This is a genomic window from thiotrophic endosymbiont of Bathymodiolus puteoserpentis (Logatchev) (assembly GCF_900127505.1).
GTDB lineage: Bacteria > Pseudomonadota > Gammaproteobacteria > PS1 > Pseudothioglobaceae > Thiodubiliella.
Genome location: NZ_UEXF01000079.1, coordinates 9947 through 10200, shown reverse-complemented (window position 1 = coordinate 10200; position 254 = coordinate 9947). Strand labels below are relative to the sequence as shown.

General features: G+C 33.1%; 1 pseudogene (cut by a window edge). It reads right to left on the bottom strand.

Annotated features, from left to right (window positions below):
• A pseudogene (locus BHECKSOX2_RS10030) lies at positions 1-183 on the bottom strand (IS5 family transposase); it reaches 887 nt to the left of the window's first position.
• Positions 184-254: the final 71 nt, after the last annotated feature.

The following is a 254-nucleotide window of genomic DNA, read 5'->3' as shown; positions in this document are numbered from 1 at the left end:
TGTATTTTTATGGATGCAAGACTTGAATGGGGTGGTTTTTTAGGATTTTGATTGGTATTTTTTGGGTTGGGTGGTTCTATTTTTGGATTTGGGAGTATAAAGATTTGATAGTGTTTGTTCTATCTCGCCCCAGTTAATGATGTTATGCACATCGTTTAGTTCTGATAGAGATTTATGTTCAATAACAAGAGAATCTGCAAATGAATTTTGTTGGGTGTTTTTCTAAGATATTTTGGGTGTTTTATGGGTGTTTT